Below are 22,604 nucleotides of genomic sequence, written 5' to 3'. Positions count from 1 at the left end.
CAGCTGCTGGCCGACCGGGGTTACGACCCGGTGATGGGCGCCCGGCCGCTGCGCCGGACCATCCAGCGCGAGCTGGAGGACTCGCTGTCGGAGAAGATCCTGTACGGCGAGCTCCGCCCGGGGCAGATCGTCAAGGTCACCATCGAGGGCGAAGGCGACAACGCCAAGTTCATCTTCACGGGCGAGGCCGCGCCCACGCCCAAGGTGCCCGACTCTGCCGCGTCGATCGCCGAGGCGATCCAGCGCTGACCGGAGCGACTCGGCCGGTCTGACCGGCACACGCGACCCCGGGTGAGATGATCTCACCTGGGGTCGCGTCATTTTGTTTCCTTTTGGGTTTCAAGCGACCCCATGTAGTACTACACTGCGTAGAGCGAATTCGGTTGGGGAACGTCCCACGTGAGGAGGGGGCGTATCTCCAAGTCGCGCCCAAGTGGATCGCAAGTCGCTTCCGTACGGTGAGATACCGGCGGTCACCTCTGCGGCGTAGTGAGGAATCATCTGCAGGGCTGACGCGGGGACCCGCGCGGTGGCGGCATGCTCATGGGCGGGCGAGCCGAGTTCCCCTGGCAGGGCGGAGACCTGCCCCCACGCCGAGGGCGCGACGCGCCCGGGGCGATGGGTACCACGTAGCTCGCATGGAGGCACCGGATGCGCCTGCGCCACGACGACGGCACGCTCGTTCACCTGGCCTACAACGCCGGTGTCCACCCCGCGGAGGACCTGGAGAATCTCATAGCCCACCTGACCCGCTACGCCGTGCCGGTGCGCAAGCGCCTCGGCGTCGAGCGGATGGGCATCGGCCTGTGGCTCGCCCCCAGCGTGGCCGACCACCTCATCGCCGACCGCATCGAGCTGGTACGGCTGCGCAGGTCGCTGGAGGAGCGCGGGCTGGAGGTCGTGAGCCTGAACGGCGCGGGCGGCCGGCAGCAGGAGGCGCCCGGCCCCGACTGGGCCAAGCCCGAGCGCTACCGCTACACGATGGCGCTGGCCAAGATCCTCGCCTTCCTGCTGCCGGAGGACGTGCGTTTCGGCAGCATCTCCACGATCCCGATCGGCTGGCGCCGCGACTGGCCCGCCGACCTGCACTCCATCGCCGCCCGCCGGCTGGAGCGGCTCTCCCGCGAACTGCGCGGCATCTACAGCGTGACCGGCAAGACCATCAGGGTCGGCTTCGAGCCGTGGCCGGGCTGCGTGCTGGAGACCACCGAGCAGGCGCTCCAGCGGGTGTGCGGCATCGACTCCGAGCATCTCGGCGTCTGCCTGGACGCCTGCCACCTGGCCGGCGGTTCCGAGGAGCCCGGCGCCGCGCTGCGCGGCCTGGCCCTGGCCGGCGCGCCCGTGGTCAAGCTGGGTCACGTGCACAACCACGCCGGGCAGGCCCGGGGCGAGCTGCCCAGCACGCGTTCGGTGCTGGAGGACACGCTGACGGCCATGCTCTCCGGCGCGGTCGCCGGCACGGCGCACATCGAGGTGGAGACCCACGACCTCGCCGTGCCGCTGCGCACCAAGGGGCCGGGCGCCCTGGTCTCGGTGCTGGCCGACGAGCTCAACTGGGCCCGCCAGAACCTCACCTCACTCGGTCTCCAGCTCGCCGCCTGAGCCGGCCGCCGCACCCGGGAGGCGGCCACGCCCTCGCCTTAGCGGCAGGTGGAGCATCCGCGCCTCCGGTCGCGTTCGTTTCCGGCACCCCGGCGGACGCCGGGGCGCCGGAGATGTACGCGGACGCCGGGGTGCGGAGATGTACGGGGCTTGGTCATCGCATGTGAAACGTGCCGTGGCGTGATCGCCGGTTGTCGGTGGGCGGCGCTATTGTCGGCGGTTGCCGTCGTCGCCAGAGTCGCCAGGGGAGGAGACCGCATGACCGTGCCCGACGAGATCATGCTCAGGATCGGCAAGGGTGTCGAGCTGGGCCAGCGCGGTGACCGTGATGACGCCCGCCGGCTGTTCTCCGCGCTGTGGGACGAGATCGGCGCCACCGGCGACCCGCTGCACCGCTGCGCCCTCGCCCACTCCATGGCCGACGTGCAGGACGACCCGCGCGACGAGCTGCTGTGGGACACCCGGGCGCTGGAGGCGGCCGACTCGATCACCGACGAGCGGGCGCGGCAGGCCGGTGTGGAGAGCTCCGTGGCCGGCTTCTACCCCTCACTGCACCTCAACATCGCCGAGGCGCACCGCAAGCTGGGCGATCTCGACAGTGCCCGCGACCACCTGGAGCGGGGCCTCGCCGCGGTCGACGCCCTCGGCGACGACGGCTACGGCCGCATGATCAAGGACGCCCTGGACCGCCTGGCGGCCCGCCTCACCTCCGCCTGAGCCACCCCACGCCTGCCGGAAGCCGGGGTCCGTGGGCCGGAAGCCGAGGGCTCGTGGGCTGGAAACCGGGGCCGGACACCGGGGTCGGGGGGTGGAAACCGGGGCCGGACACCGGGGTCGGGGGGTGGGACGCCGGGGTCAGAACTCCGGGGCCGGACTCCGGGGCCGGGAGCTGCCAGGGGGCGCGTGGCTCAGGAGCCGTGGGTGGTCCGGGAGAGGGGGTCCTCGGGGGTCCTCGGTCTCCGAGAGAGGTGGCTTGACCTTGACATTGGCGTCAGGGTCGGACGATGGCCCGCATGGACACCACGGACACCACGGACACCACGGACACCACGGACACCATGGACACCGCGAGCTCCGGGAGCTCCGCGGACAGGATCGTCGTCGTCACCGGGGCGGGTACCGGGATCGGCCGGGCCACCGCCCGTGCCTTCGCGGCCGAGGGCGCGCGGGTGGTCGCGGTGGGGCGCAGGAGCGCGCCGCTCGACGAGACCGCCGCGGCGGCCGAGGGCCGGATCACCCCGCTGGTCGCCGACATCACCGGCGAGGGCGAGCCCGAGCGGATCGCGCGTACCGTCATGGAGACCCACGGCCGGCTGGACGTGCTGGTCAACAACGCCGCCGTCGTGGGGCGCGGCTCGCTCGGGACGCTCAGCCGGGAGTCGATGGAGCCGCTGGTCGCCACCAACCTGATCGCGCCCGTGCTGCTGGCGCAGGCGGCGTTGCCCGGCCTGGTGGCCGCCGGCGGGGTGATCGTCAACGTGAGCACGTCGGTCGGGCAGCGCGCGTGGCCGGCCGGGTCGATCTACGCGGCGACCAAGACCGCCCTGGAACTGCTGACCCGGAGCTGGGCGGTCGAGCTGGCCCCGCGCGGCGTGCGGGTCGTCGCGGTCGCGCCGGGCGCGGTGAGCACGCCCATCGGCCTGCACCAGGGGCTGACGCCCGAGCAACTCGCCGCGCTGCGGGACTGGCAGATCGCGCACACGCCGCTGGGCCGGATCGGCCGGCCGGAGGAGATCGCCTGGGCGATCACCCGGCTCGCCGCACCGGAGGCGTCCTTCGTCACCGGAGTGGTGCTCCCGGTGGACGGGGGCGCCGTGGTGGCGTGATAGGGGTGGACGGTGTGCGGATAGGCGAGCTGGCGGCGGCCACCGGGACGACGGCCCGGTCGCTGCGACACTACGAGCAGGCGGGACTGATCTCCTCCGGGCGGGCCCCGAACGGCTACCGCGTCTACGAGGAGCGGATGGTGGTCCGGGTCCGCAACATCCGTCACCTGCTGGCCGCCGGGCTCACCCTGGACGACGTGCACGCCTTCCTGCCCTGCCTGGACGGGGACGTGTCCACCGCGCCGCCCTCGGTGGGCGGGCTGCGGATCGCCCATGAACGGCTGGCCGTGCTCAACGAGCGGATCGCCGCCCAGGTGGCGGCCAGGGACCGGCTGGAGGCCGCGCTGCGGCAGGCGGGCGCCGGGCTGGTCCGGCCGGTCATGTGACCGGCCGGACCAGCCCGGCTCGCGGGGGAGGGCGGCCGTGCTCCCGGTGGCCCGGGTGACGTACGGTTCCGCCGTCTGCGGCCGGGGGGCGTCCCGTGCGGCTAGAAGGCCGTCTTCCTGATCGACGACACCGACCAGGCCAGGGTGAGGAGGCCGAGGATCAGGGTGAAGGCGAAGGCGACCGGGATGGCGGGGGCGCCGAAGTCGCCCGCGAAGAGCGCCCTGCCCGCCTCGACGGAGTGGTAGAGCGGGTTGACCGTGGCCACGGCCCGCATCCAGTCCGGCGCCAGCGAGATCGGCAGCATGATGCCGGTGAGCAGGATGAGCGGCAGGGCGAAGAACTGCGTGATCGCGCTCATGCTCGCCTCGTCGCGCAGGGCGAGCGCCATGCCGTAGGACAGGCCGGACGCGAGGAGCCCGGTGGCGGCCATGAGGAGCAGCATCACCGCGAGCCCGGGAAGGCTGGGCCGCATGCCCAGCACGACGGCCATCGCGGCCACCAGCAGGGCCTGCACGACCAGTACGAGCACGTCGCGGAGGGTACGGCCGAGCACGATCGCGGGCCGCCTGGCGGGGCTGACGGCCAGCCGTTCCAGGTAGCCGTCACGCATTTCCGCGATCATGGTGAAGCCAACGAGCAGCGAGCCGAACAGCGCGATCATCACCATGATGCCCGGCGTGAACGCCAGCAGCGTGTCCGCCATGCCCCCGCCGGCCGTCGTGTTGGCCACCAGCGGGGCGAAGAGCAGCAGGTACGTCAGCGGCTGGAGGATGCCGAACAGCGCCCAGGCCGGGTTGCGCAGCGAGTTCCGCAGCTCGTACTCCAGGAAGATCAGAGTGTGTCGCAGCATGGGAGGCTCCCTTCGGGTCAGCCGGCGTCGCGGAGGGATCGCCCGGTGTGGCGCAGGAAGACGTCGTCCAGCGTCGCCCGGTCGAGGGAGATCGCGTCGATCGCGAGGCCGCCGGCCTCCAGGGCGCGCAGCAGGTGCGGCAGGTCGCGCTCGCCGCCGAGGTAGGCGCGCAGCGTCTCCCCCTCGGTCCGCACCTCCCTGACGTACGGCAGGCCGCTCAGCAGCGCCCGCGCGGGCTCGGCGGCGCCGGCGAGCCTGAGCGTGACGACGTCGCCCGCCACCTCCTTCTTCAGCTCTGCCGGGCTGCCTTCCGCGACCACCCGGCCGTGGTCGATGATGACGAGCCGGTCGCAGAGCGCGTCGGCCTCCTCCAGGTAGTGGGTGGTGAGCAGGATCGTGGTGCCGCGCGCACGCAGCGAGCGGACCTCGTCCCACAGGTGGGCGCGGTTCTGCGGGTCCAGGCCGGTGGTCGGCTCGTCCAGGAAGAACAGCGGCGGGCGGTTCACCAGGCCGACGGCGAGGGCGACGCGGCGCTTCTGCCCGCCGGACAGGGTCCTGACCGGCCGATCGGCGAAGTCCGCCAGGTCGAACGCGGCGATCAGTTCCTCGGCGCGGATCCGCGCGTGCCTGCGGGACATGCCGCCGAGCCGGGCGGCGAGGACCAGCCCGGCCCGGGCCGGCGCGTTCTCGTCCACCCCGCCGCCCTGGCCGACGTAGCCGATGTTCTCCCGCACCCGGGCCGGGTCCCTGGCGACGTCGTGCCCGGCGACCTTGGCGACGCCCTCGGTGGGCGGCACGAGGGTGGCGAGCATCCTGATGGTGGTGGTCTTGCCCGCGCCGTTGGGCCCGAGCACGGCGAAGATCTGCCCTGCCGCGACCCGCAGGTCGACGCCCTTCACCGCCTCGATCGGCTCGCCGCCGCGCCGGGCGGTGAAGGTCTTGCGTAAGCCGTGCGCCTCGATGATCACTGAGTTCTCCCCTCGACGATGGCGTCAACTTACATTGACACGAGGGGAGTCGTCAACGCCGGTTGACGGCTAGGCGTTCACATAGGCGCGCAGGTGCCGGGCGGTCAGGGAGTCGCCGTGCGCGACCAGGTCGGCGGGCGTGCCGGTGAAGACCACCTGGCCGCCGTCGTGGCCGGCGCCGGGACCGAGGTCGATGATCCAGTCGGCGTGCGCCATCACGGCCTGGTGGTGCTCGATGACGATGACCGTGTTGCCGTCGTCCACCAGCCGGTCCATCAGCGCGAGGAGCTGGTCCACGTCGGCGAGGTGCAGGCCGGTGGTCGGCTCGTCCAGCACGTAGACCGCGGCCTTCTCCGCCATGTTGATGGCCAGCTTGAGCCGCTGCCGCTCGCCGCCGGACAGCGTGGTGAGCGGCTGGCCGAGACCGAGGTACCCGAGACCCACGTCGGAGAGCCGGTCGAGGATGACCCGGGCCTGGCCGCCGGTGAAGAAGTCGCGCGCCTCGCCCACCGACATCGCGAGCACCTCGCTGATGTCCCTGCCGCGCAGCTTGTGGGTGAGCACCTCGGGGGTGAACCGCTTGCCCTCGCACTGCTCGCAGACCGACGCCACTCCGGCCATCATGGCGAGGTCGGTGTAGACCAGGCCGATGCCCTTGCAGTTGGGGCAGGCACCCTCGGAGTTGGCGCTGAACAGCGCGGCCTTCACCCCGTTGGCCTTGGCGAAGGCGGTCCTGATCGGGTCGAGCAGGCCGGTGTACGTGGCCGGGTTGCTGCGCCGGGAGCCGCGGATCGCCGACTGGTCCACCACGACCACGCCGTCCCGGCCGGGCAGCGAGCCGTGGATCAGCGAACTCTTCCCCGACCCGGCCACGCCGGTGACCACGGTGAGCACGCCCAGCGGGATGTCCACGCTGACGTCCTTGAGGTTGTTCCGGGTGGCGCCCCTGATCGGAAACCACCCGCCGGCCTGCCGTACGGTCTCCCGCAGCCGGGCGCGGTGGTCCAGGTGGCGGCCGGTGAGCGAGCCGGAGGCGCGCAGGCCGGCCACGTCGCCCGTGTAGCAGACCTTCCCGCCGTTGGAGCCCGCCCCGGGGCCCAGGTCCACCACGTGGTCGGCGATCTCGATGGTCTCCGGCTTGTGCTCGACGACGAGGACGGTGTTCCCCTTGTCCCGCAGGTCGAGCAGCAGGTTGTTCATCCGCTGGATGTCGTGCGGATGCAGCCCGACCGTGGGCTCGTCGAAGACGTACGTCACGTCGGTCAGGCTGGAGCCGAGGTGGCGGACCATCTTGACCCGCTGCGCCTCGCCGCCGGACAGGGTGGCCGACTCGCGGTCCAGGCTCAGATAGCCCAGGCCGATCCCGACCAGCGAGTCCAGGGTGCCGCTCAGGGTCGCGACCAGCGGCGCCACCGACGGGTCGGAGATCTTCCTGACGAACTCCGCGAGGTCGCTGATCTGCATGGCCGAGCACTCGGCGATGTTGCGGCCGTCGATCAAGCAGGACAGCGCGGCGGCGTTGAGTCGCGCGCCCCCGCACGCGGGACACTTCTTGAACGTCACCGCCCGGTCCACGAAGGCCCGCAGGCCGGGCTGCATCGACTCCCTGTCCTTGGCCAGGTAGATCCGCTCGATCTTGACCAGGAGTCCTTCGTAGGTGGTGTTGATCCCGCCCAGCTTCATCTTGGTGGCCGGTTTGTGCAGGAAGTCCTCCCACTGCTGGGGGGTGTAGTCCTTGAGTTTGACGTCGGGGTCCACGAATCCCGCGTGCGCGAGGTACTGCCAGTACCACGAGCCCACGGCGAAGCCGGGCGCGGTGATCGCGCCCTCGTTGAGCGACAGTTCGGTGTCCACGACCTGTGCGAGGTCGACCGTGGACACCCGGCCGAGCCCCTCGCAGTCGGGGCACATGCCCTCGGCGCTGTTGAAGCTGAACGCGGTCGAGGTGCCGACGTGCGGGGTGCCCAGCCGGCTGAAGATGATCCGGAGCATGGTGTGCGCGTCGGTCGCCGTGCCCACCGTGGAACGGGAGTTGGCGCCCATCCGCTCCTGGTCCACCACGATCGCCGCGCTCAGGTTGCGCAGGGCGTCGACGTCGGGTCGGCCGAGACTCGGCATGAACGACTGGACGAAGGCGGTGTAGGTCTCGTTGATCAGCCGCTGGGACTCGGCGGCGATGGTGCCGAAGACCAGTGAGGACTTGCCGGAACCGGAGACCCCGGTGAAGACGGTCAGCCTGCGCTTGGGAATATCCAACGAGATGTCGGCGAGGTTGTTCTCCCTGGCGCCGCGAACTTCGATCACGTCGTGCCCGTCGGCCGCGTGCGCCGGGGTCGGGCTGTTGCCTGGCTGGGAACCCAAACCGTCTCTCCTGTTATTGTTTAGACTGTAAAGAGATGCGTGGCAAAGTTACTTTATGCCATAAGGAGTTGCAAGTGGTGGTCTTCGCCGGGCAGGGCGACGCGCGCCGGTCGATGTCCCTGCTGTGGCGCGCCGCAGCCGGCGCCGAACCCGGACACCCAGGCCGGGGCCCCAAACCCGGGCTCAGCGTGGACATGATCGTCGACGCGGGGATCGCCGTCGCCGACGCCGACGGGATGGCCGCCCTGTCGATGCGCGCGGTCGGCGAACGGCTCGGCCGTACGGGTATGGCGCTCTACACCTACGTGCCGGGAAAGGGCGAGCTGGTCGATCTGATGTACGACCGGGTGCTCGCCGAGCTGCCCACCGGATACCGGCGGGGTCCCGGCTGGCGGGCGGACCTGGTCGAGTGGGCCGAGGACCTGTGGGCGTTCTACCTGCGCCATCCGTGGGTGTTGCAGGTGTCGCCGGCGCGGCCGGTGCTCGGGCCCAACGAGTACGTGCTGCTGGAGACCCTCACGGACATCCTGCGCCGCACCGGGCTGCCGGCCGTCACGCTGCGGCGCGTCCTGGGCGCGCTGTTCAACGTCGTCCGCGGCTCGGCGCAGACGGTCAACGAGAGTCGGCAGGCCACGGCGGTGACGGGCGTGTCCGACGAGGAGTGGTGGTACGCCCGCTCGGCCCTGCTGGAGGAGGTCGCGCCGGACTTCGGGGACCGGTTCCCGGCGCTGACCTGGATGGCGGGCGAGGGGGCCTTCACCCAGGCGGACGACGACCCCACGCCCTACCTGGAGCGGGAGGCGCGGGAGTCCTTCGAGACCGGGCTCGCCGTGCTGCTGGACGGCATCGAGACCGCCATGGCCAGGGCCGGCGTCCCGTGAGCCCGGCCGGTGTCAGGCGCCGCTGCCGAGGTGCGCGGTGACCTCGATCTCGATACGCATCCGCGGGTCGGCCAGGCCGCAGGAGATCATCGTCGCGGCCGGGCGGACCTCGCCGAAGTGCCGGCGCAGAGTGGGCCAGCAGGGCGGGAAGTCCGCGGGGTCGGGCAACATGTACCGCACCCGCACCACGTCGGCGAGGCCGGAGCCCGCCTCCTTCAGGGCGGCCTCGATGTTGCGCACGCACTGCTCGGCCTGCTCGACCACGTCATCGGAGATCGTCATCGCCTGGTAGTCGAAGCCGGTCGTGCCGGACACGTGCACCCAGCCGCCGTAGACGACCGCCCGGGAGTAGCCGATGGCCTCCTCGAAGTCGGATCCGCTGGAGATCGATACGCGTGTTGTCATGCCGGGCATCCTCACAGCGCATGTGGCGATATGTCCAAGACGTGTTGTGGAGTCCGGTGATATGCCTGGGGATATGGATCGACCCCGTCCCGAGCTGGAGCTGCGCCAGCTGCACAGCTTCACGGTGCTCGCCGAGGAGCTGCACTTCGGCCACGCCGCCGTACGGCTCGGCATCGCCCAGCCGCCGCTCAGCCAGCAGATCCGCCGGCTGGAGGAGCGGGTCGGGCACCCGCTCTTCGAACGCACCTCGCGCGGGGTCGTGCTCACGGCGGCCGGGCGGGAGCTGCTGCCGGCCGCCCGGCAGGCGCTCGACCGGGTGGCCGACGGGCTCGGCGCGGCCCGGCGGGCCGGTGACGGTGAGGCGGGCACGCTCCGCGCCGGGCTGGCCGCCTCCCTCGCCCTGACCGTGCTGCCCCAGGTCATCACGGCCTTCCGGGCCCGCCATCCCGGCGTGCACCTGGAGATCCACGAGCTGACCACGACCGAGCAGGTACGCGCCCTGCACGGCGAGGTCATCGACGTCGGGCTGCTCCGCGAGGCGGGGGAGCGGCCGGGACTGGAGATCGAGCCGCTGTTCGCCGAGGAGGTGGTGGCCGTGCTGCCGGAGGACCACCCGCTGGCCGCCCGCCGCCGGGTGCCGCTCGCCGGGCTGGCGGCCGACCCGTTCGTGCTGCTGCCCCGCGAACACGGCCCCGAACTGCACGACCGGCTCACCGGCCTGTGCCGGGCCGCCGGCTTCGAGCCGCGGATCGGCCAGCGGGCGGTCGAATGGCAGACCGTCGCCGCGCTGGTCGCCGCCGGGCTCGGCGTCTCGCTCGCCCCGGCCAGCGTGACCGGGATCCGGATCGCCGGCGCCGTCTACCGCAGCCTCGCCGGCCGCCCCGCCCACACCACCGTCGCCCTCGCCTGGCGCCGCGACGACCCGGCCCCGCTCCTCGCCCGCTTCCTGACCGTCGCCAGAACACACATCGGGAAGCTCTGAGCCCACGGGAAAGCCCGGAAGCCCCTGAACCCGCCGGGGATGCGGGGATGGGGTGTGCCGGTCGGCTGGGGTGTGCCGGTCGGCTGGGGGGTGGGGGCGAGGCGCGCCGGTTGGCTGGGGAGGTGGGGGCGGGGCGCGCCGGTTGGCTGGGTGACGTGGGGGGCGGGCGGTCGGCTGGGGGACGTGTGGGGTGGGGGTCAGTGGGGGAGGCGGTAGGTGCCGTCGTCGAGGGATTCGGCCAGGCCGTCGGCGACGAGGCCGTCGAGGGCGCGCTCGCGTTGCACCGGGTCGTCCCAGACGACGTCGAGCGCCGCCTTGGGGACGGGGCCGTGCGCGTGCCTCAGCACGGCGAGCAGCCGGCCGCGGCACTGGCGGTCGGTGCCCGCGTAGGTCTGGCCCTTCCTGGCCGGGCCGGCGTGCGGCGGGCGACCGGCGAGCCGCCACCGGCACGCCTCGATGATCGGGCAGTCGGCGCAGCGCGGCGCGCGGGCCGTGCAGACCAGCGCGCCCAGCTCCATCACGGCGACCCCCCACGTGGGCGCCCCGACCGCGGGCAGCAGCGACTCGGCGAGCCGCCGCTCGGCCGCGGTGGTGGCCTGGGGCGGGTACTCCTCACCGCGCACGGCACGGGCGAGGACGCGGCGCACGTTGGTGTCCAGCACGGCGTGCGAACCGCCGAACGCGAAGCTGGCCACCGCCGCCGCGGTGTACTCCCCGACGCCCGGCAGCGCGAGCAGCGTGGCGTGGTCGGCGGGCACCTCGCCGCCGTGCTCGTCGGTGATCGCCCGCGCGCACGCGTGCAGCCGCAGCGCGCGGCGCGGATAACCGAGCCGCCCCCAGTGCCGTACGGCCTCGCCCGGCGGCTCGGCGGCGAGCGCGGCGGGAACCGGCCACCGGGCCATCCACTCCTGCCACACCGGCAGCACCCGGACGACCGGCGTCTGTTGCAACATGATCTCGCTCACCAGAATCCCCCAGGGCGTCGCATCCGCCCGGCGCCACGGGAGATCACGGGCGTTCTCCGCGTACCACTGGAGAACCGGCTCGCGGAGGAGGTTGGGCTCGCGCACCCCACGACCCTATTCCACGTGCGTCTTGTGCTGGGTTTTCTGAGAAACGCCGAGGTCAGGCGGTGCTTGCGTTTCGTGGTTGAGGCATCGGCACACTGTGTGCATGGATCCGGACACCTTGGGTGGTGACCTCGGCGGCGCCACCTCCGACGTCTACTGGCGGCGTCGGATGGCCCTGCTGGTGAGTGTTCTGGTCGTGGTCGCCGTCGTCGCCTGGGCGTGCTCCAGCACGTCGAGCCCGCAGGGCCGCACCCACCTGCCGGTGGGGCTCGCCAGTGGCTCGCCCACGCCGGATCCGCTGCTCGCGAGCCTGCAGAGGAAGCCGACGCCGACGCCCGCGCCGCCCGCCCGGCCCAAGCCGCGGGTGACGCCGAGCGCCGCGCCGACGGTCTCCGCACCGCCGCGCCGGGCCGGAGACGCCTGCCCGCCGGCGGACCTCGTGCTCGGCCTGCAAGGGCAGCAGGAGGTCTACGCGGGCGGCCTGCGGCCGAGGTTCACGCTCACCCTGGTGAACACCGGGCGGCTCATGTGCACGGCGGACGTCGGGCCGCGGGCGCTGGAGATCCGCATCACCTCCGGCCAGGATCGCATCTGGTCCTCGGCCGACTGCATCAGCGGCGACGGCGTCGAGATCCGCCGCCTCCAGCGCGGCATCCCCTACGTGGCGCCGTTCGAGTGGGACCGGCACCGGTCGGCCAGCTCCTGTGGCGCGACGCGCGCGGACGCCCGGCCGGGCACCTATGTCGCGACGGTCCGCACCGGCCACCTGCGCAGCCCGAAAGCGGTCTTCCACCTGCGCTGACCCCGTCAGACGAAGCACTCCGGGCCGCGTTGAACCCGTCAGACGCAGTCACTCCGGGCCGCGTTGAACCCGTCAGACGTAGCGCTCCAGGATGGAGGACTCGGCCAGCCGGGACAGGCCCTCGCGGACGCTGCGGGCGCGAGCCTCGCCGACCCCGCCCACCTCCTGGAGGTCGTCGGTGCTGGCCGCCAGCAGCTTCTGCAGGCCGCCGAAATGGCCCACCAGCCGATCGACGACCGTGCCGGGCAACCTGGGCACCTTGGCCAGCAGCCGGTAGCCACGGGGGCTCACCGGGGCGTCCAGGGCGTCGGCGCCGGAGAAGCCCAGCACGTGGGCCACCACGGACAGGTCGAGCAGGTCGCCGGGTGACATCTCGTCCAGGTCGTGCAACGCCTCGGCCGGCTTGCGGCCCCGCCGTACGGCTCCCGCCGGCAGGTAGTCGCGGACGATCAGCTCGCGGTCCGGCTCCACCCCGGCCACCAGCTCGTCGAGCTGCAACGTGAGCAGCCGGCCGTCGGTGCCCAGCTCCACCACGTAACCCTCGATCTCGCCGGCGATCCTGCGCACCATCTCCAGCCGCTGGGCCACCACCGCGACGTCGCGCACCGTGACGAGGTCCTCGATCTCCAGCGCGGACAGGGTGCCGGACACCTCGTCCAGCCGGAGCTTGTAACGCTCCAGCGTGGCGAGGGCCTGGTTGGCCTTGGACAGGATCGCCGCCGACTCCTCCAGCACGTAACGCACGCCGTCGAGGTAGATGGCGATGATCCGCATCGACTTGCTGATCGAGATGACCGGGAAACCGGTCTGCCTGGCCACCCGCTGCGCGGTGCGGTGCCGGGTGCCGGACTCGTCGGTTTTGACGGACGGGTCGGGCACCAGGTGCACGGCGGCGCGCACGATGCGGTGGTCGTCGCGGCGCAGCACGATCGCGCCGTCCATCTTGGCCAGCTCGCGCAGCCGCGTCGCGGAGAACTCGATGTCCAGCTCGAAGCCGCCGCTGCACAGCTCCTCGACCGTGCCGTCGTAGCCGAGGACGATCAGGCCGCCGGTGTGGCCACGGAGAATGCGCTCCAGGCCGTCGCGGAGATCGGTCCCCGGCGCGACCTCGGCAAGGGTGGCTCGCCGGCCCTCATCGAGCCCCCTGTCGTTCGTTGCCACATGACCCCCGGTGGTCGCCTATCACATTCACCTTACCGGCGCATCCTGTCGCCGGTGGCGGGTCGGACCGGATGGGACGGCTCATGTCACATGAGTCAGCGCGTCCCAGACGTTTTCCGCCTCGGTGACGTCGAAACCGGGCGCGAGGCTCGTGGTGCGGGACTCGACCGGGACCAGGGAGCGCTGCGCGCCGCGCGGCGCGGTGTCCACGTCGAGCGAGCCCGCGGGGACCAGCGCCCGGGTGAACCCCAGGCGCGACGCCTCGGCCAGCCGCCGGCGCACGTCGCGCACCGGCCGCAGCTCACCGGCCAGCCCCACCTCGCCGAGCACGACCAGCCCGGACGGCAGCGCCTTGTCCCCGGCGGCGCTGGCCACGGCCAGCATCAGCGCGAGGTCCACCGAGGGGTCGGCGAGCCTGATCCCGCCGACGGTGGCGGTGAACACGTCGCACCCGCTCAGCCGGGCGTTGAGGCGGCGCTCCAGCACGGCGAGCACCATCGTCACCCGGAACGGGTCGAGGCCGGAGGAGGTGCGCCGCGGCTGCTGCGCCTCGGTCCTGGCGACCAGCGCCTGCACCTCGGCGGGCAGCGGGCGGGTGCCCTCGACGGTGACGGTGACGCAGGTGCCGGGGACGGGGTCGCCGCGGCGGGACAGGAACAGCCCGCTCGGGTCGGTCAGCCCCTCGATGCCGCGCTCGTGCAGGTCGAAGCAGCCGACCTCGTCGGTGGGGCCGAAGCGGTTCTTCACCGCGCGGACCATGCGCAGCCGGGAGTGGCGGTCGCCCTCGAACTGGAGCACGACGTCGACGAGGTGCTCAAGGACCCGGGGACCGGCGATCGAGCCGTCCTTGGTGACGTGGCCGACGAGGACGGTGGACATGCCGCGGTCCTTGGCCAGCCGCACGAGGTTGCCGGCGACCTCGCGGACCTGGGTGACGCCGCCGGGGACCCCGGTGCCCTGCGCGGAGCCGATGGTCTGCACCGAGTCGACGATCAGGACGCCCGGCTGGACCTTCTCCACATGGGTCACCAGGGCGGACAGGTCGGTCTCGGCCGCGAGGTAGAGCCGGTCCTGGACGGCGCCGATGCGGTCGGCGCGCATCCGCACCTGGGCGGCGGACTCCTCGCCCGTGACGTAGAGCACGGTCTCCTGGGCGGCGATGCGCGCGGCGGCCTCCAGCAGCAGCGTGGACTTGCCGATGCCGGGCTCGCCGGCCAGCAGCACGACCGCGCCCGGCACCAGGCCGCCGCCGAGCACCCGGTCGAGCTCGCTCACCCCCGTGCCCCTGGCGTGCGCGATCTCGGCCTTGACCTGGCCGATCGGCACGGCCGGTGCGGTGACCGCGCCGGGGGTCGCCACGTGCACCCCGGCCCGCACGCCCTCCTCGTCGACGGTGCCCCACGCCTGGCACTCGCCGCACCGGCCGACCCACTTGGTGGTCCGCCACCCGCACTCGGCGCAGCGGTAACCCGCGCGCTGGGCTGCCTTGCTCATGCCAGGCACGCTATCGTCCCCGGCCGACATTCCGGCGCGGGCGCGGGGCCGGGATCAGAAATGCCCGGCGAGATCGGACAGCAGGAGGCGCTTGGGCTTGGCGCCCACGATCTGCCGGACGGGCTCGCCGTCGCGGAACAGGATGAGGGTGGGGAAGCCCATCACGCCGTAGCGGGTGACGATCTCGGTGTGCTCGTCGCCGTCCAGCTTGCCGACGGTCAGCCGGTCGCCGTGCTCGCTCTCGATCTCTTCGAGGATCGGCGCGATCATCTTGCACGGCGGGCACCAGTCGGCCCAGAAGTCCACCAGGACCGGCTTGTCGCTGCGCAGCACCTGCTCGGCGAAGTTGTCGGCGGTCAGTGTGATCACGATCATGTTCCCTTCAGCACGCAACCTGTGCACGCCCCGGCCAGGCGCGCGGCCACGTCGGCCCGCCTGGCCTCCAGCGTGCGGATCTGGTCGTCGAGCTCGGCCAGCTTGCGCCGGTAGACCTCGACGGACTCGGGACAGGAGTCGCCGGAGGGGTTCCCCGAGCGCAGGCACTCGACGAACGGCCGGGCGTCCTCCAGGTTGAACCCGGAGGTCAGCCGGGACCGGATCTCGGCGATGAGCTGGAGGTCGGACTCGTCGTACTCGCGGTAGCCGTTCACGTCGCGGCGTGCCCGGATGAGCCCCTGCTGCTCGTAGTAGCGCAGCGCCCGGGTGCTCACTCCGGCTCGTCTGGCCATCTCCCCGATCCGCATGTGTCCCCTTTCCCTCTCGCACGGTAAGCGTTGACGCCGGTGTCAAGGTCAAGCGTCGAAGTGACGCCAGCGCAGCACGTTGGGATAGTCGAGCCGCACGCCCGTGGTCTCGGCGATGGCCCGCTCGGCCACCGCGGGGGCGAACTCGATGCGCAGCACGGCCTCCAGGTCGGCCCGGCGGTCGAAGACCATGCTGAGGTCGAGGTCCTGCCGCTGCCAGCCCTGCCTGGCCCAGAACGCCTCCACGGCGGGCGCGGAGTAGGCGGGGACCGTCTCGCCGAACCAGCGGCCGAAGGCGCCGCGCGAGGCGTCGAGGTCGAGCACGAAGGCGGTGCCGCCGCGCCGCAGCACCCGGGACAGCTCGCGCAGGCCGGGCTCGCAGCCGGGGCCGAAGAAGTAAGCCCAGCGGGCCACCGCGACGTCCACGGACGCGTCGGGCAGCGGGAGCGCCTGCGCGGCGGCGGCGTGCACGGTGACGGTGGGCAGGGCGGCGCAGCGGCGGGCCGCGGCGGCGGCGAGGTCGCCGTGCGGCTCGACGCCGATCACCCGGGCGGCGGTGGCGGCGTAGCCGGGCAGGTGGTAGCCGGTGCCGCAGCCGATGTCGAGGACGACGGCGCCGGCCAGCGGGCGGATCGCCTCCATCGCGGCGTCGGCCCGCCGCTCCGGGTCGACCGCGCGGTTCTCCAGCTCGTAGACCTGCGGGGTGTGCCAGATGTTCGGACTGGGGATGGCGCCCCGCACGATCCGTGCCATGCCCACAAAGCTAACCTCCGGGACAGGGCATCCTTGCCAGAAGAAGGAACGGCCGGGCGTTCCCAGATGTTCAGTGATAGGGCGGCGCGAGAGCGCCGACACGCCACCGGCCGACATACCGGCTTAGGCTGGCAGCATCAGCAGTGAATACCTAATGAGGTCGCGAAAGTGAGTGACGTGGTCCGTGTGCCCAACGCGAAGATCGCGCTTTCGACCGCCTCCGTCTACCCGGAGCGCACTCCGGACGCCTTCGAGCTGGCGGCGCGCCTCGGATACGACGGTGTGGAGATCATGGTCGGGGCCGATCCGGTCAGCCAGGACGTCGATGTGCTGGAGCGGCTGTCCGATCACTACCATGTGCCGATCCTCGCCGTGCACGCTCCGTGCCTGCTCGTGACGCAGCGGGTGTGGGGCCGGGATCCGTGGGCGAAGCTGCTGCGCGCGCAGCAGGCGGCCGAGCGGCTCGGCGCGCGCACCGTGGTGGTGCACCCGCCCTTCCGCTGGCAGCGCGATTATGCCAGGGACTTCGAGACCGGCCTGGCCCGGATGCGCGAGGAGACCGACGTGGTCTTCGCGGTCGAGAACATGTTCCCGTTGCGCGCCCGTGGCAACCAGGTCGTGCCGTACTCCCCGGACTGGAACCCGGTGGAGTACGACTTCCCCCAGGTCACCCTGGACCTCTCGCACACCGCGGTGTCCGGGTCCGACGCCATGGAGATGGCGGTGAAGCTGGGCGACCGGCTGGCCCACCTGCACCTCGCCGACGGGCTCGGCGTCTCCAACAAGGACGAGCACCTGGTGCCCGGCCGGGGCAACCAGCCGTGCGCGCAGATCCTGGAGCGGCTGGCCGGCAACGGGTACGACGGGCTGGTCGTGCTGGAGATCAACACGCGCAGGGCGGCGAGCAGGACCGAGCGGATCGACGATCTCGCCGAGGCGCTGGCCTTCGCCCGGCTGCACCTCGCCGCCTCCTCCGCGGCGGACGCGTGAGCGCTGGGGAGACCGAGACCGGCAGACGGCGTCCCGGTCGCAGGCCGGGCGCCGCCGACACCAGGGGCCAGATCCTCGCCGCGGCCCGGAAGATCTTCGCCGAGAAGGGCTTCGACAAGGCGACGATCCGCGGCATCGCCCGGGAGGCGGCCGTCGACCCGGCCCTGGTGCACCACTACTTCGACAGCAAGGACGGCGTGTTCGTCGCGGCCATGCGGTTGCCGATGGATCCGTCGGTGGCGATCCCGCGGCTGATCGCGGAGGGGCCGCGCGAGGAGGTGGGCCGCCGCCTGGCGAGGTTCATCCTCACCATCACGGCCGACCCGCAGGCCCGCGAGCCGGTGCTCGGCCTGGTCCGCACGGCGATGACCAACGAGCAGGCCGTCGGCATGATCCGCGAGTTCATCACCAAGGCGATCCTGGGCAGGGTGGTGGAGTCGCTGGGGGTGCCGCCGCTGCGGATGGAGGTGGCGTTCGCCCAGTTGTTCGGCGTGGTCGCGATGCGGCACGTCGTCCGGCTGGAGCCGCTCGCGACCGCCGACATCGAGGAGATCGTGGACATCGTCGGGCCCACGCTCCAGCGTTACATCGACGGCCCCTGACACCCGTGGTGCGAAACCGCAGAGCATTGTTCTAGCCTGGGAGTGACCGCGGTTCGCCCGGTGTGTCCGTCGGCGAGAAGTTACTCGCCGGTAGCATGGTGGGCGACTCATCGTCATCGTGGTTGACCTGCGTGGTCGTACGCTGGCAGCCAACGCCGTCTGTGGGAGGACCCGTGCTCCTTGTAGCGATCGTCGGGCTCGTGATGACCGCCGTCGCGGTAGCGCTGGTGGTGCGCCGCGTGCTGTGGCTCTACCGGCTGGCCACCGTGGGCCAGCCCGCGCCCGAACGAGTGGAGTACGCCAGGGCCAACGTCGGCACCGAGGTCAAGGCCCAGCTCGTCGAGGTGTTCGGCCAGAAGAAGCTGCTCAAGTGGACGCCGTCGGGCACCGCGCACTTCTTCGTCATGTGGGCGTTCTTCATCCTGATCACGGTGTATCTGGAGGCGTACGGCTCCCTGATCCAGGGGATGATCACCGGCACGCCCGACTTCCACATCCCGTTGATCGGCACCTGGCCGGTCCTCGGCTTCCTCCAGGACTTCATCGCGGTCGCGGCGCTGCTCGGCCTGATCGCGTTCGCGGTGATCCGGGTGCGCAACTCGCCGAAGACGCTGGGCCGGGCCTCCCGGTTCTCCGGCTCGCACCTCGGCGGCGCGTGGCTCGTGCTGTTCATGATCTTCAACGTGATCTGGACGATGTTCCTGTTCCGCGGCGCGGCGCTGAACACCGGCAATCTGCCCTACGCCAGCGGGGCGTTCGCCTCCGAGGCCGCGGCGGCGGTGCTGCGCCCGCTGGGCGAGCCGGCCAACGAGGTCGTCGAGCACGTCGGCCTGCTGCTGCACATCGGCGTCATGCTGGTCTTCTCGGTCATCGTGGTGAACTCCAAGCACCTGCACATCTTCACCGCGCCGCTCAACGTGCTCTTCTCCCGCCGTCCCGACGGGCTCGGCGCGGCGCAGGAGATGCGCAGCGGGGGCAAGCCGCTCGACTTCGAGGAGGCCGACCCGGACACCGACGTCTTCGGCCGGGGCAAGATCGAGGACACCACCTGGAAGGGCTTCCTCGACTTCTACACCTGCACCGAGTGCGGGCGTTGCCAGTCGCAGTGCCCGGCGTGGAACACCGACAAGCCGCTGTCCCCCAAGATGCTCATCCTGGACCAGCGCGACCACGCCTTCGCGGTGGCGCCCTACCTGCGGGCGTCGGAGGAGGAGCGGGCCGGGTTCCACGAGGACGTGCTGGCCCTGCTGGACAAGCCGCTGGTCGGCGAGGACGGCGTGATCCACCCCGACGTGCTGTGGTCGTGCACCAACTGCGGCGCCTGCGTCGAGCAGTGCCCGGTGGACATCGAGCACATCGATCACATCCTGGACATGCGCCGCTACCAGGTCATGATCGAGTCGTCGTTCCCGTCCGAGGCCGGGGTGATGCTCAAGAACCTGGAGAACAAGGGCAACCCGTGGGGCATGTCCGAGATGAAGCGGGCCGAGTGGATCGAGGAGCTCGACTTCGAGGTCGAGATCGTCGACGAGAAGATGCCGCAGGACACCGAATACCTGTTCTGGGTGGGCTGCGCGGGCGCCCTTGAGGACCGCGCCCGCAAGACCACCAAGGCGGTGGCCGAGCTGCTGCACATCGCGGGCGTGAAGTTCGCGGTGCTCGGCCCGATGGAGGCGTGCACCGGCGACCCGGCGCGGCGGCTGGGCATGGAGTTCCTGTTCAACATGCTCGCCCAGCAGAACATCGAGACGCTCAACGAGGCCGGGGTCAAGAAGATCGTGGCCACCTGCCCGCACTGCTTCAACACCCTGGCCAACGAGTACCCGCAGCTCGGCGGCACCTACGAGGTCGTGCACCACACGCAGTTGCTGGACCGGCTGATCGAGGAGGGCAGGCTCACCCCGATCACCCCGATCGAGGAGAAGATCACCTACCACGACCCGTGCTTCCTTGGCCGGCACAACAAGGTCTACGCCCAGCCGCGCGACATCATGGCCAGGGTGCCCGGCGTGCAGACCCAGGAGATGCACCGGTGCAAGGACCGGGGGTTCTGCTGCGGCGCGGGCGGCGCGCGGATGTGGATGGAGGAGCGCATCGGCAAGCGCATCAACACCGAGCGGGTGGACGAGGCGCTGACCACCGATCCGGACCGCGTTTCCACCGCCTGCCCATTCTGTCTCGTCATGCTCGGCGACGCGATCAACGAGAAGAAGAACTCCGGTGCCGCCAAGGAGTCCCTGGAGGTCGTGGACGTCGCCCAGTTGCTGATCCGTTCGGTCAAGGGCGAGCCGACTCACGCTTCCTGACAATTCTTACAATTACCGTGGAATCTTCGGCCAGGCCGGGCGCCATCGGCTCTCCAGTCGAATGGAGTCCGGCCAAGCCGAAAACCTTTCTCCACATAACGGGAAAATCACGGTAACCTCAACGACGCGTGGCTCATTTCGACGGGGAGGGGGCTGGCGGTGCGCGTCGTCGTCATCGATGCGGAGGTCACCATGGCCGACGTCCTCGCCTTACGCCTCTCGATCGACGAACCGCTCCCCGAAGGCGCCGAACTGATCCTGCGCCACCGCGCCGGCGACTTCGAGCGGCGCGTTCCGCTCGGCACCTCGGGCGCCGGAGTGCGCGACGCCACGTTCGCCGTCTCGCTGGACCCGCTCGGCCTCGACCCGGGCCGCTGGGACGCCTACCTCGCCCAGGGCGGGCGCCGGTCCAGGCTCAAGAGCGTGGACCCCGGGTTCTCCCTCGACCACCTCGACGCCTACGCGCTGGCCAGGCGCACGGTGGCCTACCGCGCCTACCGCACCAGGGGCGGCCACCTGTCGCTGCGGATCACCGAGGCCCGCCCGGTCGCCGAGGTGCGCGCCGTGTGGTTCCGCGAGGGCCGGTTCGAGGTGACCGGGCTGCTCGCCTACACCGGCCTGGACGACGACGACGCCCGCCACGAGGCCCGGCTCGCCCTGCGCAACCACGGCCCGGACGCCCAGCTCACCTCGGTGGCCACCGTCCAGGGGGTGCGCTTCCACGCGGCGCTCTCGTTGTGCGACGTCGTGGACGCCACCCCCGAGGCCACCGGCACCTGGGAGCCGTCGCTGGAGGTGGAGGGCGTGGCGACCCCGCTGAGCCTCGGCGCCAGGCTCGACGACGTGGACGGCAAACGGCGCAGAATCCACTATCCCGCCGCCAGGATCGACGGCGTCCCGGTGCGCCCCTCCTATACGGCTGACGACGAGTTGCGGCTTGAGGTGGGCGGGTGAAGATCTGTCTGGTGGTCCCCTCGGCGTACGGCATGCGGGGTGACGTGCGGTCGGTCGTCAACCTCGCGGGCGAGCTGGCCGAGCGGCACGAGGTCGAGATCCTCAGTGTGAAGCGGCACAAGGACGCGCCGTTCTTCGCGGTGGACCCCCGGGTGCGGCTGAGCTGGCTGATCGACGCCAGGCCCGGCGTGCGGCACCTGCTGCCGCGCGGTCAGATGCGGGCCGAGGTCGCCCTGTGGCGGCGGCTGCGCGTCCTTTCGGCCGACGTGCTGGTCACCACCCGGCCGGCGCTCAGCGTGCAGGCGGCCAGGCACACGCCGCGTGAGGTGATCCGGCTGGCCCGCGAGTGGGGCCGGCCGCCCGTCCCCGGGCCGATCAGGCGCTTCTACCCCCGGCTGGACGCGGTGGTGCCGGCCACCGAGACCGGCCGCGACGAGTGGACCCGGCTGCTGGGGGAGGAGGGGCCCGCCGTGCACGCGATCCCCGACGCCCTGCCGCCCGGGCCGTGGCCGCGTTCCCGGATGGACAACCGGATCGTCGCGACGGGCGGCCGGTGGGTGGCCGCGAAGGCGTACGACCGGCTGCTGAGGGCGTTCGCGATCGTGGCGGACAAGCGGCCGGACTGGCGGCTGCGGCTCTACGGCGGCGGGCCGGAGGAGAAACGGCTGCGCGCCCTGGTGGCCGAGCTCAACCTGCACAACCACGTCTACTTCATGGGCATGACCCCCGACCTCACCGGCGAGTTCGCCAAGGCGTCCATCGTGGCGATGAGCTCGCGTGCCGAGGTGCTCGGCATGACGATCGTCGAGGCGCTCGGCTGCGGGGTGCCGGTGGTCGGCTTCGACAGCCCGCGCGGGCCGGGCGAGTTCGTGATCCCCGGCCGCAACGGGCTGCTGGTCCCCGAAGGGGAGGACGAGGTCGAGGCGTACGCGTGCGCGCTGCTCACGCTGATCGACGACGAGCGCCGCCGCCGCGGGCTGGCCGCGGGCGCCCTGGAGAGCGCGGCCGTGCACCAGGCGTCCTCGGTCGCGGCCCGCTGGGAAGAACTTTTCGGCGCGCTCCGATGACCGCCCCGGATACGGGTAACGGGTACCGTTGAGGGCATGCATGGGTACAGCGCCGACAAGCAGGCCTATCTGACCCGGCTCCGGCGAATCGAGGGCCAGGTGCGCGGGCTGCAGCGCATGGTCGAGGACGACGCTTACTGCATCGACGTCCTCACGCAGGTCTCGGCGGTGACCCGGGCGCTCCAGGCGGTGGCGCTGGGCCTGCTCGAAGACCACATCGGGCACTGCGTCGCCGACGCGATCAGCAGCGGGGGCCCCGAGGCCGAGGAGAAGGTCAAGGAGGCGTCCGCGGCGATCGCCCGGCTCGTGAAGTCGTAGTACGACCCTGGTAGGAGATGGTCACCAGACAGGACTAGTCATCGGTGACCGGGCGGACTATTCACAACCGTAGTCCCGGCCC

General features: G+C 71.8%; 24 protein-coding genes. 14 read left to right on the top strand and 10 right to left on the bottom strand.

What is annotated here, in order from left to right; translation table 11 throughout:
* The 5 genes from QSK26_RS20725 to QSK26_RS20705 form a co-directional block, all read left to right on the top strand.
* On the top strand, positions 1-249 hold a 249-nt coding region (locus QSK26_RS20725; RefSeq protein WP_502888728.1), incomplete at its 5' end, for a ClpB D2-like domain containing protein.
* A gap of 402 nt (positions 250-651) precedes the next feature.
* Positions 652-1,602 (top strand): sugar phosphate isomerase/epimerase family protein, encoded by a 951-nt coding sequence (locus tag QSK26_RS20720; protein WP_285776836.1) that lies wholly within the window; start codon positions 652-654, stop codon positions 1,600-1,602.
* Positions 1,603-1,860: 258 nt separating this feature from the next.
* Positions 1,861-2,319, top strand: coding sequence for a hypothetical protein (locus QSK26_RS20715; protein ID WP_285776835.1), 459 nt, complete (start codon positions 1,861-1,863; stop codon positions 2,317-2,319).
* A 296-nt stretch (positions 2,320-2,615) separates the two neighbouring features.
* The gene (locus tag QSK26_RS20710; RefSeq protein WP_285776834.1) at positions 2,616-3,428 is read left to right on the top strand and encodes an SDR family NAD(P)-dependent oxidoreductase; all 813 of its coding nucleotides are present in this window, start codon (positions 2,616-2,618) and stop codon (positions 3,426-3,428) included.
* Positions 3,429-3,442: 14 nt separating this feature from the next.
* Positions 3,443-3,814 carry a MerR family transcriptional regulator gene (locus QSK26_RS20705; RefSeq protein ID WP_285776833.1) on the top strand — a complete coding sequence of 124 codons (372 nt, stop codon included), beginning with the start codon at positions 3,443-3,445 and terminating at the stop codon, positions 3,812-3,814.
* Positions 3,815-3,915: 101 nt separating this feature from the next.
* On the opposite strand, the gene QSK26_RS20700 is transcribed toward QSK26_RS20705, so the two are convergent.
* The 3 genes from QSK26_RS20700 to QSK26_RS20690 form a co-directional block, all read right to left on the bottom strand.
* Positions 3,916-4,665 (bottom strand): ABC transporter permease, encoded by a 750-nt coding sequence (locus tag QSK26_RS20700; RefSeq protein ID WP_285776832.1) that lies wholly within the window; start codon positions 4,663-4,665, stop codon positions 3,916-3,918.
* Between the two features lie 17 nt (positions 4,666-4,682).
* Positions 4,683-5,633 carry an ATP-binding cassette domain-containing protein gene (locus tag QSK26_RS20695; RefSeq protein ID WP_285776831.1) on the bottom strand — a complete coding sequence of 317 codons (951 nt, stop codon included), beginning with the start codon at positions 5,631-5,633 and terminating at the stop codon, positions 4,683-4,685.
* Positions 5,634-5,702: 69 nt separating this feature from the next.
* Positions 5,703-7,994 (bottom strand): ATP-binding cassette domain-containing protein, encoded by a 2,292-nt coding sequence (locus tag QSK26_RS20690; protein WP_285776830.1) that lies wholly within the window; start codon positions 7,992-7,994, stop codon positions 5,703-5,705.
* A 74-nt stretch (positions 7,995-8,068) separates the two neighbouring features.
* Between QSK26_RS20690 and QSK26_RS20685 the strand changes: the two genes are divergently transcribed.
* Positions 8,069-8,875 (top strand): TetR/AcrR family transcriptional regulator C-terminal domain-containing protein, encoded by an 807-nt coding sequence (locus QSK26_RS20685; RefSeq protein ID WP_285776829.1) that lies wholly within the window; start codon positions 8,069-8,071, stop codon positions 8,873-8,875.
* A 12-nt stretch (positions 8,876-8,887) separates the two neighbouring features.
* Here the strand turns inward: QSK26_RS20685 and QSK26_RS20680 are convergent, their stop codons facing one another.
* On the bottom strand, positions 8,888-9,280 hold the full coding sequence (locus QSK26_RS20680) for a RidA family protein (protein WP_285776828.1): 393 nt from the start codon (positions 9,278-9,280) through the stop codon (positions 8,888-8,890).
* Between the two features lie 73 nt (positions 9,281-9,353).
* On the opposite strand from QSK26_RS20680, the gene QSK26_RS20675 reads away from it, so the two are divergent.
* On the top strand, positions 9,354-10,262 hold the full coding sequence (locus QSK26_RS20675) for a LysR family transcriptional regulator (RefSeq protein ID WP_285776827.1): 909 nt from the start codon (positions 9,354-9,356) through the stop codon (positions 10,260-10,262).
* Positions 10,263-10,459: 197 nt separating this feature from the next.
* On the opposite strand, the gene QSK26_RS20670 is transcribed toward QSK26_RS20675, so the two are convergent.
* A complete protein-coding gene (locus QSK26_RS20670; protein WP_285776826.1) occupies positions 10,460-11,332 on the bottom strand; it encodes an HhH-GPD family protein in 873 nt (290 codons plus the stop codon).
* Between the two features lie 103 nt (positions 11,333-11,435).
* Here QSK26_RS20670 and QSK26_RS20665 point away from each other — a divergent pair, with 103 nt between their 5' ends.
* Positions 11,436-12,134 (top strand): hypothetical protein, encoded by a 699-nt coding sequence (locus tag QSK26_RS20665; protein WP_285776825.1) that lies wholly within the window; start codon positions 11,436-11,438, stop codon positions 12,132-12,134.
* A gap of 72 nt (positions 12,135-12,206) precedes the next feature.
* Here the strand turns inward: QSK26_RS20665 and disA are convergent, their stop codons facing one another.
* From disA to QSK26_RS20640, 5 genes are all read right to left on the bottom strand, one after another.
* Complete coding sequence (gene disA / locus QSK26_RS20660) at positions 12,207-13,295, bottom strand: DNA integrity scanning diadenylate cyclase DisA (protein WP_285776824.1); 1,089 nt, start codon at positions 13,293-13,295, stop codon at positions 12,207-12,209.
* 81 nt (positions 13,296-13,376) lie between these two features.
* The gene (gene radA / locus QSK26_RS20655) at positions 13,377-14,789 is read right to left on the bottom strand and encodes a DNA repair protein RadA (protein ID WP_285776823.1); all 1,413 of its coding nucleotides are present in this window, start codon (positions 14,787-14,789) and stop codon (positions 13,377-13,379) included.
* Between the two features lie 54 nt (positions 14,790-14,843).
* On the bottom strand, positions 14,844-15,164 hold the full coding sequence (gene trxA, locus QSK26_RS20650; protein ID WP_285776822.1) for a thioredoxin: 321 nt from the start codon (positions 15,162-15,164) through the stop codon (positions 14,844-14,846).
* Positions 15,161-15,532, bottom strand: a complete 372-nt coding sequence (locus QSK26_RS20645) for a MerR family transcriptional regulator (RefSeq protein WP_285776821.1) — start codon at positions 15,530-15,532, stop codon at positions 15,161-15,163. Before QSK26_RS20645 ends, trxA begins: the two co-directional genes overlap by 4 nt.
* A gap of 48 nt (positions 15,533-15,580) precedes the next feature.
* Complete coding sequence (locus QSK26_RS20640; protein WP_285776820.1) at positions 15,581-16,285, bottom strand: class I SAM-dependent methyltransferase; 705 nt, start codon at positions 16,283-16,285, stop codon at positions 15,581-15,583.
* A 168-nt stretch (positions 16,286-16,453) separates the two neighbouring features.
* Here QSK26_RS20640 and QSK26_RS20635 point away from each other — a divergent pair, with 168 nt between their 5' ends.
* From QSK26_RS20635 to QSK26_RS20610, 6 genes are all read left to right on the top strand, one after another.
* Complete coding sequence (locus QSK26_RS20635; protein WP_285776819.1) at positions 16,454-17,275, top strand: sugar phosphate isomerase/epimerase family protein; 822 nt, start codon at positions 16,454-16,456, stop codon at positions 17,273-17,275.
* Positions 17,272-17,877 (top strand): TetR/AcrR family transcriptional regulator, encoded by a 606-nt coding sequence (locus QSK26_RS20630; protein ID WP_285776818.1) that lies wholly within the window; start codon positions 17,272-17,274, stop codon positions 17,875-17,877. Before QSK26_RS20635 ends, QSK26_RS20630 begins: the two co-directional genes overlap by 4 nt.
* A 173-nt stretch (positions 17,878-18,050) precedes the next feature.
* Complete coding sequence (locus QSK26_RS20625; protein WP_285776817.1) at positions 18,051-20,183, top strand: (Fe-S)-binding protein; 2,133 nt, start codon at positions 18,051-18,053, stop codon at positions 20,181-20,183.
* A 159-nt stretch (positions 20,184-20,342) separates the two neighbouring features.
* Positions 20,343-21,137: a hypothetical protein gene (locus QSK26_RS20620; RefSeq protein ID WP_285776816.1), complete on the top strand. Its 795-nt coding sequence runs from the start codon at positions 20,343-20,345 to the stop codon at positions 21,135-21,137.
* On the top strand, positions 21,134-22,204 hold the full coding sequence (locus QSK26_RS20615) for a glycosyltransferase (protein WP_285776815.1): 1,071 nt from the start codon (positions 21,134-21,136) through the stop codon (positions 22,202-22,204). Before QSK26_RS20620 ends, QSK26_RS20615 begins: the two co-directional genes overlap by 4 nt.
* A gap of 36 nt (positions 22,205-22,240) precedes the next feature.
* Positions 22,241-22,522: a metal-sensitive transcriptional regulator gene (locus tag QSK26_RS20610; RefSeq protein ID WP_285776814.1), complete on the top strand. Its 282-nt coding sequence runs from the start codon at positions 22,241-22,243 to the stop codon at positions 22,520-22,522.
* Positions 22,523-22,604: the final 82 nt, after the last annotated feature.

The sequence above is a fragment of the Microtetraspora sp. NBRC 13810 genome, assembly GCF_030268685.1.
GTDB lineage: Bacteria > Actinomycetota > Actinomycetes > Streptosporangiales > Streptosporangiaceae > BSRQ01.
This window is presented reverse-complemented; position numbering and strand designations above follow the sequence as displayed.